Here is a 9,269-nt window from a genome sequence, read left to right on the forward strand (position 1 = left end):
GCGGGTCCATTTGCCCGCTGTGGCTTTTAGCCGCGCAGCGCCTGCTGCTGGGGCTGTTTCAAACGCATGTGCAGCAGTGGGTAAGGCTGGCCCATGCCGTCGTGCTCGGAGCGACCAATGACCTCGAAGCCCTGCTTGAAGTAGAAGCCCAGGGCTTGCGGATTCTGCTCGTTGACGTCGAGTTCGTCGGCGTTCAGGTGTTCGATGGCGTACCTGAGCAATTGCTTGCCCAGGCCCTGGCCGCGATGGGCGGGATCGATGAAAAGCATCTCGATCTTGCCGGCGGCGACCCCGGCGAAGCCGGTGATGTGCTGGCGCTGGTCCCGGGTGCAGATCAGCATCACCGCATCCAGATAACGGTTCAGCACCAGGTTTCTCAGCAGTTCGATGTAGCTGTCCGGCAGGAAGTCGTGGGTGGCGCGCACCGAGGCCTCCCAGACCCGGGTCAGTTCCGGGTAGTCGCTGTGTTTCGGGGTGTGGATGACCGAATGATGGCGCATGCCGCCTGCTCCTTTGTGGTGACGCATCCGTGGTCCTGAGCAAACGATAGACGTAAAAAAGCCCCGCATCTCGCGAAGAGAGCGGGGCTTTGCGGTTTTTTACGCCTTACAGGACTTCGGCCCACAGGTCGTATTCGTCGGCGTCGGTCACCCGGCACCAGACCTTGTCGCCTGGTTTGAGGTCGCCGGCACCGTCGATGAACACGTTGCCGTCGATTTCCGGGGCGTCGAAGAAGCAGCGGCCCACGGCGCCCTGTTCGTCGACTTCATCGATCAGCACTTCGATTTCCTTGCCGATGCGCTGTTGCAGGCGCGCCGAGCTGATGGCCTGCTGGTGCGCCATGAAGCGCTCCCAACGGTCCTGCTTGACCTCGTCCGGGACAACTTCCAGGTCCAGGTCGTTGGCCGGCGCGCCTTCCACCGGCGAGTACTGGAAGCAGCCGACGCGGTCGAGCTGGGCTTCGGTCAGCCAGTCGAGCAGGTATTGGAAGTCTTCTTCGGTTTCGCCAGGGAAGCCGACGATGAAGGTCGAGCGGATGATCAGCTCGGGGCAGATCTGGCGCCAGTTCTTGATCCGGGCCAGGGTCTTGTCTTCGAAGGCCGGGCGTTTCATGGCCTTGAGCACTTTCGGGCTGGCGTGCTGGAACGGGATGTCCAGGTACGGCAGGATCTTGCCGGCGGCCATCAGCGGGATCAGCTCGTCGACGTGCGGGTACGGGTAGACGTAGTGCAGGCGGATCCAGACGCCCAGGGTGCTGAGGGCTTCGCACAGCTCGGTCATGCGGGTTTTCACCGGCGCGCCGTTCCAGAAACCGGTGCGGTACTTGACGTCGACGCCATAGGCGCTGGTGTCCTGGGAGATCACCAGCAGTTCCTTGACCCCGGACTTGACCAGGCGCTGGGCCTCGTCCAGTACATCGCCGACCGGGCGGCTGACCAGCTTGCCGCGCATTGACGGAATGATGCAGAAGCTGCAGCTGTGGTTGCAGCCTTCGGAAATCTTCAGGTACGCGTAGTGGCGCGGAGTCAGCTTGATGCCTTGTGGCGGCACCAGGTCGATCAGCGGGTTGTGGTCCTGTTTCGGCGGCACCACTTCGTGCACCGCGCTGACCACTTGCTCGTACTGCTGCGGGCCGGTCACGGCCAGCACGCTCGGATGCACGTCGCGGATATTGCCTTCTTCCACGCCCATGCAGCCGGTGACGATGACCTTGCCGTTTTCCTTGATGGCTTCGCCGATCACTTCCAGGGATTCGGCCTTGGCCGAGTCGATGAAACCGCAGGTGTTGACCACCACGACGTCGGCGTCCTGGTAGGTGGACACCACGTCATAACCTTCCATACGCAGTTGCGTGAGGATGCGCTCGGAATCGACCAGCGCTTTCGGGCACCCTAACGATATCATACCTACACGTGGGGCTTTCTCTGTCATCATAATAGGTAGATCCTCATCAGGGCTTATCTTTTCTAATGGCTAAAAACGGCGCGCGAGTATACAGCTATTTACGGTTCTCCGATCCTAGGCAAGCGACCGGCAGTAGTGCCGACCGTCAACTCCAGTACGCACAGCGCTGGGCGGCTGAAAAGGGGCTCGTTCTGGATGAGTCGCTATCCCTGAGAGATGAGGGGTTATCCGCCTATCATCAGCGTCACGTCAAGCAGGGGGCACTGGGCGTCTTTCTGCAGGCTGTTGAGGACGGCCGGATCGCCGACGGTTCTGTCTTGGTTGTTGAGGGACTTGACCGGCTGAGTCGCGCTGAGCCGATCCAGGCCCAGGCGCAGCTGGCTCAGATCATCAATGCCGGTATCACCGTGGTCACCGCCAGTGACGGCCGAGAGTACAACCGGGCCGGCCTGAAGGCTCAGCCGATGGACCTGGTGTATTCGTTGCTGGTGATGATACGTGCGCATGAAGAGTCCGACACTAAGTCGAAGCGGGTTAAGGCGGCCATTCGCCGGCAGTGCGAGGGTTGGATTGCCGGCACATATCGAGGCGTCATTCGAAACGGCAAAGATCCCCAGTGGTTGCGGTGGGATGGACAGGAATTTCGTCTGATTCCCGAGAGGGTCGAAGGCGTTCGCTTTGTCATCGAGCTGTTCCGTAGGGGGTATGGCTCTGTCCGCATTATCCGGGAGATGGCCCAGCGCGGCTTGGCCCTCACAGATAAGGGCGTAACCGCGCTGCAGGTCCATCGGCTTGTTAGATTGCCTGCCTTGATGGGGGTAAAGGTGTTGGAGCTGGAGGGTGAAAGCTATCGGCTCGATGGGTACTACCCGCCTATTCTCACGGCCGATGAGTTCGCCGAACTCTCGGCTCTTGTTGATGGCCGGGTGAAGCGCAAGGGGCGAGGGGAGATTCCGGGCCTTGTTACAGGGCTCGGCATAAGCTATTGCGGATACTGCGGTACCGCTGTCGTAGGGCAGAACATGATGTTCAAGGCCCGGTCGGACGGTAGTTTGGCTGATGGTCATCGCCGGCTGATCTGCGTCGGATACTCCCACAACGAAGGCTGTCCCGTGGGTGGGAGCTGCAGTGTCGTGCCGATCGAGAAGGCGCTGATGAGCTATTGCACCGATCGGATGAACCTGAGCGGCTTGCTCGAGGGCAGCGACCAGACGCAGGCCATTCAAGCTCGACTGGCGACAGCCAAAGCCGAGGCTGTGCTGATCGAGCAGCAACTGGAGCGGGTGAGTGAGGCGTTGCTAGCTGCTGAAGGCGGTGCATCACCTCTGATCTTTGTCCGAAAAGCGCGTGAGCTTGAGGAGCAGTATGCCGGCAAACGGAAGGAGGTGGCCCAAGCCGAGCGCGAGTTAGTGGCTGTCTCGAACCGCGACCAGCCTGGACTGGCCGAGGCTTGGGCACAGCTGGCCTCCGGGGTTGAGGCTCTCGACTACGATGCCAGGATGAGAGTGCGACAACTGGTGAGGGAGACGTTCGAGCGGATCGTCGTCTATCACCATGGCATGCAGGCGGCCGGGCGCGAGGGAAAGGTGATCGACTTGTTGTTGGTCGGGAAGGGTGGCCAGCCCCGGCTGCTTCGGATTGATCGCAAAACCGGAGACTGGCAGTTGGGTTTCGGGGTTTAGGCTGCTTTGTCGATCTTGAGCGGGATCGGCTTACTCAGCACGCGCATGTGCCCCTGGCCTATCCAGAAGTTGTGCTGCACCTGAATGCAGACATTCCAGGCTTCCTGGGCAACATGGTGGCCGACGTCAACAATGTTGCCTTCGTCGTCGACGAGCGCCATGCGCAGCCTTTTCCCATCGCGGGTGGTGCAGGTGAACCCTTCGTGGACAACGCCGCTGATGCTCGCTGTAGGCAGCGTATCGGTTGTTGCGTCGAAAATCATTGTGCTGCCTCCTTTTCACTGGCGGGTATGGTCACGGTGTGGTGATCGAATATTCCGCCCTGGAAAGCCATGTCGCGCCGACGATGCGTGCAGCAAGTTGGAATTGGAGTTTCCTCGGGGTTGTCCTTTGTAACTGGCTGTAAGATTTCTTTTTTGCAGGCCCTGCAGACATAGCGGAAATGCGATGGTTTGTTATTCATGATGACGCCACCTGCTCGCCCATGGCAGCGTCAATGGCTGCATCCAGTTCTTTGCCGTTCAGGATCAAGTTATCCGGTGTCAGGCCTGCAAAAACACCGCCCAGGTAGACAGTTTCAAGGTCGCGCTCGCGCAGCCATTGATATCGCTCGGCGTCTTTGCGCAGCGCCTCATTCTCGGCATCCAGCTCTTCAACTTGAATCATCAGTGAGCCGCGGGCCATGAGGTCCTGATTGCTCGCCGCTTTCCATGCCTCCATCTGCTGTTGGTACGGCACTTGGCCGGCGGGTGGGGATAGGCGTTCAATCTCAGTCAGTAGCCGGGCGACGTGGGCGCGGTGATCTCTGTAGGTAACGTGGTTGCCGTGAGGGCTCTTGTAGAACTCTTCCATGTGCCAGTTCGCTGACCAGCGCTGAATCTTCGGCTCCCCTCCAGCAGGCGGCACAGCAACTTGCGGCGCAATAGGCTTCGCCATTTCTTCTAAATACTCATTGGTGAGTGAGGTCAGCACCCAATCACCGCTTGTATTTCCAAACAGATACCAATTCGGGGAATCATCGGTTTTGCGGTAATAGTTACCTTTGCAGGTATGGGTGGCGCCTTGCGGCACGTTGATCATTTTGTAATTGTTCATGCTGCCTCCTTGAGCTGTTCTGCTTGACGCCATGGGTCGTTCGCCCTGGCCAGCGCTGCCATCGGCGGTGGGCTGACGCTGTTGCCGCACATGTGCACCTGCTGGGTCTTGGTGAATGGTTTGCCGTCGGCGCCGCGGTCGATGATGTAGTCCGCCGGGAATCCCTGGGCTTTGTACAGCTCGGACGGCTGCAGCATCCGCAGGCAGATATCGACGATCACGTAGGGGGTGCCCTTGATGGTCACAGTGACCAGTCCGAGGCGGTCCTTGGTGGTGATGGTTGGCGCTGGCTGGTCGGCGCCGCTGATGTTTTCGGTGCCGTAGTAGCTGATCAGGAATGCGGCGACCCGTAGCGCGCCTTCTTCGTGCTCCGGCGACAGGGTGTATTCGACTGCGGCGTGGTGAGTCCCTGCGGCGCTCACAGTGTGTAGTGGATCATTGCAGTCCCTGGCGTCGCAGTTGCCGCGCAGGTGAAGCAGATTCGCTGCAACGATGGCCTGGTGTTGTCCTGTAGTCAGGGTCGGTACTGGTCCTTCAATGTCCACTGGAGCGTGTCCGGTGGTGTTGGTGATCAAGGTCGCCGTCACCAACTGCTGCTGGCTGCCGGTGTTTGTAACCGTGGTCAACGGATCCTCGATGCTCTTGGCGGCGGTGGTATTGAAGCCACCGTTCATTTGGGCCATGAACACAGTCGAGATACCCATAGCGTGGGCGGCCCCGGCCGGGCGCTGGTAGTTCCCGCCGCTGGTGATGGTCGGCAATGGTTCGTCGAGCGTCTTTCCTTCGTCTGCAAACCTGAACTTCACCAGGTGCGCTGATGCGATCGCTCGGTGGTTCTGGGTCATCAGGGTGCCAGTTGGCTGGTCGACAGCTGCAGGCTTGCCGGAATATTCGGGGCCACCGGCACCTACCAGCACGGCGCCGGCGAGGGCGTGTTTTACTCCGCCGGCAACGACAGTGCCCAAAGGCTGGTCAAGGCCGGGCACTCGAGGTTCCTGTCCGGCCCGCTCGCCATATCCGGTCTGGATCAGGGTCGGGCTGATCAGCGTTAGTTCACCGCGATTCGCGCAGGTAACGGTCGGCAGCGGGGCTGCTGGGTCGTTGATCCGGTCGCTGCCCTGGTGCGTAGCCGGCGCGATGATCGGGCTGGCCATGGCGAACGATCCGCCGCGGGGCCAGGAAGTCACGGTGCGCAGCGGCTCATGTGCTGACTGCACGCTGTCGCCCGACCAGTTCGCAATTGGCACGATGAACGGGTCAGCGGCATCGAGGACGAACTTCTTCATGCCCTTGGCGATCCGGCGCAGGGTGGCCGGCGCCAGTGGCTTCGGCCGGTCAAAGATGCTTTTGCTCGGGATGGTCCAGTCAATGCACTCGGCCGCGGTGCGCCACTTCTTCTGGCCCTTGGCTGGGTTCTTCGCGTGGGTTGGTTCAGGCCACACGATCGGCTGCCCGTCGCACCTGGCGATCATGAACAGGCGTTCTCGGCTGGTCGGAGCGCCATAGTCGCAGGCTTTCAGCACTCGCCACTCAACCACATAGCCGAGGCGCTGCAGCTCGGCAACGAAAAAGGCCCAGGTCTGGCCGCGGCGTTTTGGGTCTGGCACCAAGAACTGATTGTTTACCGGCACAATCTCGCCCTGGTCGGCGATGCGGTTGATTAGGCTTTTTGGTTTGGTCGGGTGTGGTACCAAGTCCAGGGTCACCACACGGCCAGTGGTCTTGCAGCGCTTAGCAATCAGTGGCCCCCACTGGAGGATCTGTTTCACGTTCTCCAGGCTGATGACGCGGGGCTTTTTCTTGCCGGCCCACTTCAGGCCGATCCACGACAGGTTCCGGATTTCACGCTTGCGAGGCTGGCCGCCGGCAGCTTGGCTGTGGTGCGTGCAGTCCGGCGACATGTGGAACCAGCCAACGGCCTTGCCGTCGCACTCGGTATCTGGATCGCCGTCGAACACGTCGGTGGTGTAGTGCACGGCGCTCGGGTGGTTCACGGTGTGCATACTGATAGCGCTTGAGCTGTGGTTCTTCGCGACATTCACCGCTCGTCCAAGGCCCATCTCGAGGCCAGTGCCGGCGCCACCGCCGCCGCAGAAGAAGTCGACCACGATTTCGTCGTCTTGGGTGTTGAAGCCGAGGCGGTACTGGGTTTTGAAATCAAACGGAATTTTGGCAAAGGAGGTCATGCGCTGGCCTCCTGTGCGTTGCCTGGGCGATACAGGGGGGCGGCAGCTTCTTGAATAGCGCTGAAATGGAAGCGGCGGACGCTGCCGGTCTTGACGTTGAAACCGGTCAAATCCCCGGCCCCGTACCAGTATGAATTGCTATGACCAGTGATCTCGACCGTAACCATGGAGCGGCCAAGGTTTGCTTTTACCCGGGTGCCGACGGGATATACGTCTTTGAGCACAGCTATCAACGACAGCTGTGCTTCTTTGATTGCATTGTTGGCGTCAACCACGTCTTGCCTGGTGCCGCCGGCCGAGCAGCTGTCGCAGCAGGCATTGGGCTTCTGAGTGGGGTTGAGCGCGGGCTTGATGCGCGCAATGACCTTGGCGAGTTCGGTCGGTGGATCACCGAATTGGGTGGCGGCCCATGCCGAAATAGTCTCTTGTAGCAGCCCCTCAAACTCATCCACCCGCTGATCGGTCTTGGTTAGGTCGGCCTGTAGGGCGTCGCGCTCGGCTTGTGCCTGCTTCAACAGTTCAAGCTCTTCAGCTTTGATGGCGCACCAGGCCGTTTCCTCTTCGGTGTAAGCCCTGAATGTATCGGTCAGAGCAGCAACCTGGTTCGCAATGAACTGGTGGGTGGTTTGAGCGGTGAGTGGGACTGCGCTGGGCTGAGTCTTGGTCCCCCAGCAGGTGAAGCCATCGCCACGTTCGGTGGTTAGATCAGTAGATACTTGTTTCCACGCTCGACGCATCCAGGCAGCGAAGCCTGCTCGGTATGCGTAATGTTCGCGGGCGAACTTGTCGGATGGGCTCGATCCTGCTGCCCGAATGTACGTGTCGAGGTTTGCGCAGTACTGCAGGCCTTCCGGAACCGGAAATTCCTTCTCGTATTCGGCTCGTTCGTCACTCGGGAAGGGCTTATACCCCACCACAGGCTGCGCGGGCGGGCGTTCCCGAGCGATTAGCGTTGCATCAACACTGGCTGCCTCGCGCAGCTTTTCGTGGGGTATAAGTGCCTCGGCAGTGGCGCTGATAGAGTCAATAATGCCTGCTGCTTTGCAGCAGAGGCTCTTTGTTTTTTGCGCGTCGACGCCGCAATTGTTGCGGAGCAAAGCGGGCATGGACTGGGTATTTTTCTGTTCGATCTTCATGCCGCTTTTCTCCGATTTTCGATAGCGATTTGGTCCATCAGGCGCTGGTGGTAGGTGATCCGGGCATCGGTGGCGGACCATGGGCGGATGGTTTCAGCCATGGGTTCGATGCCAACCAAGCAATCCCAGATAGCCGGATCGGATGGCATGAGATCGCGGCGCTCGGTGGCCAGCGCGATCAGGTCGGCCTGGTGAACGCAAGCAGGAAGTTCCAGGGCCAGATTGAAGCGCTCGCAGATGCGTTCCCGGATGGTGTCCTCGACACCTCGGTAGTAGGGCATCCACTGTTTGAGTGGCCTGGTCATGTCACCCAGGTAAGCCTCGGTGGCGTCGTGCAGTAAAGCCGCGAGCTTGTATTTTTCCGGCACTAGCTCGGCGACGATGCAGCTATGTTGGGCCACGCTGTAGAACTCGCGGGTGTGACCGTTAAATCGGCACAGGTGAGCCAGGGAGTGCGAGATGTCTCGCAGATCGATTAGGTCAGCGTCGACCTTGAACAGATCGAAGCGCTTGCCGGTGGAGGTGAGGATCCAGCTCATTACGCGGCCTCCTTGACAAGATCTGCCAGCAGCAGAGCGTTATTGGTGTCTTTGTGCAATTGGCGCACGGCGTCGGGGCCGATCCGCTCGGCCAGCTGGCGGTCGAACTCTTTACGGAAGCGCGACAGCTCTTGCAGCTCGGTGGTGGCCTTGGTGCATTTTTCCTGCAGCTCGCCAGCCGCCTCTGGGCTCAAGCGCAGTAATGGGATAGGGCGCTTCATGCTGCGTCCTCCCGTGCTACTGGTTCGAGCAGGGCTGCCATGGCGAGGGCTTGATCGCGAAGCGCATTAGTCTCGCGAGTGATGGCCTTGCCGGTGCGCAGCGCGTTGAATGTGGCTGCAGCAATCCGCAGTTTTTCCGCAATGTCCAGCAGGGTCTGGCGAGCAGGTTCTCCGAGTTTCGAGGCCGCCAAAGCGCGTTCGCAATGGGCGAAAAGTTTCTTGTGTTGGTCTCTGGCTTGATTGAGGGAGTGCTCCAGGTTGCGAATCTCTTCCCAGTTGTCAGAGCGCTGGATGGCTTTGCCTTCATCCATTCCGTCTCGAAATCCAGCTTGGCAGCCGACGTCGTAGCCTTCGCTGTAACCCTCTGCATGGCCCTCGGCACGGCCATTGCTGAACCCGTTCCGGTAGGCGATCCAATAGACAGCACCCGTCGTGAGGGCGATTGCTATCAGCGCAAAGATTTGAATTGCAGTCATGTGGTGTGCTCCTGGTGGTTTGCTGGCCG

11 protein-coding genes are annotated in these 9,269 nt (G+C 60.1%); 1 reads left to right on the forward strand and 10 read right to left on the reverse strand.

The genetic code is table 11. The features are described 5' to 3' along the window. Positions 1-26: 26 nt before the first annotated feature. Entirely contained in the window at positions 27-500 is a 474-nt protein-coding gene (locus tag J4E58_RS29885; protein WP_085529982.1) for a GNAT family N-acetyltransferase, read from the reverse strand. A 106-nt stretch (positions 501-606) separates the two neighbouring features. Then, positions 607-1,932, reverse strand: coding sequence for a 30S ribosomal protein S12 methylthiotransferase RimO (rimO, locus tag J4E58_RS29890; RefSeq protein ID WP_172963053.1), 1,326 nt, complete (start codon positions 1,930-1,932; stop codon positions 607-609). A 38-nt stretch (positions 1,933-1,970) separates the two neighbouring features. Between rimO and J4E58_RS29895 the strand changes: the two genes are divergently transcribed. Next, on the forward strand, positions 1,971-3,587 hold the full coding sequence (locus J4E58_RS29895) for a recombinase family protein (RefSeq protein ID WP_087091421.1): 1,617 nt from the start codon (positions 1,971-1,973) through the stop codon (positions 3,585-3,587). Here the strand turns inward: J4E58_RS29895 and J4E58_RS29900 are convergent. Genes J4E58_RS29900 through J4E58_RS29935 form a run of 8 tightly spaced genes read right to left on the reverse strand, consistent with a single transcriptional unit; the run spans position 3,584 to position 9,240 of the window. Continuing rightward, positions 3,584-3,850, reverse strand: coding sequence for a hypothetical protein (locus J4E58_RS29900; protein ID WP_102673039.1), 267 nt, complete (start codon positions 3,848-3,850; stop codon positions 3,584-3,586). The two genes, J4E58_RS29895 and J4E58_RS29900, sit on opposite strands and share 4 nt — an antisense overlap. Continuing rightward, the gene (locus tag J4E58_RS29905) at positions 3,847-4,050 is read right to left on the reverse strand and encodes a hypothetical protein (RefSeq protein ID WP_143481893.1); all 204 of its coding nucleotides are present in this window, start codon (positions 4,048-4,050) and stop codon (positions 3,847-3,849) included. Before J4E58_RS29905 ends, J4E58_RS29900 begins: the two co-directional genes overlap by 4 nt. After that, positions 4,047-4,682 (reverse strand): hypothetical protein, encoded by a 636-nt coding sequence (locus tag J4E58_RS29910; protein WP_087091422.1) that lies wholly within the window; start codon positions 4,680-4,682, stop codon positions 4,047-4,049. Before J4E58_RS29910 ends, J4E58_RS29905 begins: the two co-directional genes overlap by 4 nt. Further along, positions 4,679-6,868 carry a DNA cytosine methyltransferase gene (locus tag J4E58_RS29915; RefSeq protein WP_087091423.1) on the reverse strand — a complete coding sequence of 730 codons (2,190 nt, stop codon included), beginning with the start codon at positions 6,866-6,868 and terminating at the stop codon, positions 4,679-4,681. Before J4E58_RS29915 ends, J4E58_RS29910 begins: the two co-directional genes overlap by 4 nt. Next, the gene (locus J4E58_RS29920; protein WP_178082612.1) at positions 6,865-8,004 is read right to left on the reverse strand and encodes a hypothetical protein; all 1,140 of its coding nucleotides are present in this window, start codon (positions 8,002-8,004) and stop codon (positions 6,865-6,867) included. The genes J4E58_RS29915 and J4E58_RS29920 overlap by 4 nt, the downstream gene beginning before the upstream one ends. Then, a complete protein-coding gene (locus J4E58_RS29925; protein WP_087091424.1) occupies positions 8,001-8,543 on the reverse strand; it encodes a phosphohydrolase in 543 nt (180 codons plus the stop codon). Before J4E58_RS29925 ends, J4E58_RS29920 begins: the two co-directional genes overlap by 4 nt. Further along, on the reverse strand, positions 8,543-8,764 hold the full coding sequence (locus J4E58_RS29930; protein WP_087091425.1) for a hypothetical protein: 222 nt from the start codon (positions 8,762-8,764) through the stop codon (positions 8,543-8,545). Before J4E58_RS29930 ends, J4E58_RS29925 begins: the two co-directional genes overlap by 1 nt. Beyond that, positions 8,761-9,240 (reverse strand): hypothetical protein, encoded by a 480-nt coding sequence (locus J4E58_RS29935; protein ID WP_087091426.1) that lies wholly within the window; start codon positions 9,238-9,240, stop codon positions 8,761-8,763. Before J4E58_RS29935 ends, J4E58_RS29930 begins: the two co-directional genes overlap by 4 nt. Positions 9,241-9,269: the final 29 nt, after the last annotated feature.

It is taken from the genome of Pseudomonas sp. FW305-25 (genome assembly GCF_017351415.1).
Classification (GTDB): Bacteria; Pseudomonadota; Gammaproteobacteria; order Pseudomonadales; family Pseudomonadaceae; genus Aquipseudomonas; species Aquipseudomonas chlororaphis.

What these genes read in the sequence shown, in the direction of transcription:
- J4E58_RS29885 (WP_085529982.1), bottom strand. Translation starts at nt 500, where the DNA reads ATGCGCCATCATTCGGTCATCCACACCCCGAAACACAGCGACTACCCG.
- rimO (WP_172963053.1), bottom strand. Translation starts at nt 1,932, where the DNA reads ATGACAGAGAAAGCCCCACGTGTAGGTATGATATCGTTAGGGTGCCCG.
- J4E58_RS29915 (WP_087091423.1), bottom strand. Translation starts at nt 6,868, where the DNA reads ATGACCTCCTTTGCCAAAATTCCGTTTGATTTCAAAACCCAGTACCGC.
- J4E58_RS29900 (WP_102673039.1), bottom strand. Translation starts at nt 3,850, where the DNA reads ATGATTTTCGACGCAACAACCGATACGCTGCCTACAGCGAGCATCAGC.
- J4E58_RS29895 (WP_087091421.1), top strand. Translation starts at nt 1,971, where the DNA reads ATGGCTAAAAACGGCGCGCGAGTATACAGCTATTTACGGTTCTCCGAT.
- J4E58_RS29905 (WP_143481893.1), bottom strand. Translation starts at nt 4,050, where the DNA reads ATGAATAACAAACCATCGCATTTCCGCTATGTCTGCAGGGCCTGCAAA.
- J4E58_RS29930 (WP_087091425.1), bottom strand. Translation starts at nt 8,764, where the DNA reads ATGAAGCGCCCTATCCCATTACTGCGCTTGAGCCCAGAGGCGGCTGGC.
- J4E58_RS29925 (WP_087091424.1), bottom strand. Translation starts at nt 8,543, where the DNA reads ATGAGCTGGATCCTCACCTCCACCGGCAAGCGCTTCGATCTGTTCAAG.
- J4E58_RS29935 (WP_087091426.1), bottom strand. Translation starts at nt 9,240, where the DNA reads ATGACTGCAATTCAAATCTTTGCGCTGATAGCAATCGCCCTCACGACG.
- J4E58_RS29910 (WP_087091422.1), bottom strand. Translation starts at nt 4,682, where the DNA reads ATGAACAATTACAAAATGATCAACGTGCCGCAAGGCGCCACCCATACC.
- J4E58_RS29920 (WP_178082612.1), bottom strand. Translation starts at nt 8,004, where the DNA reads ATGAAGATCGAACAGAAAAATACCCAGTCCATGCCCGCTTTGCTCCGC.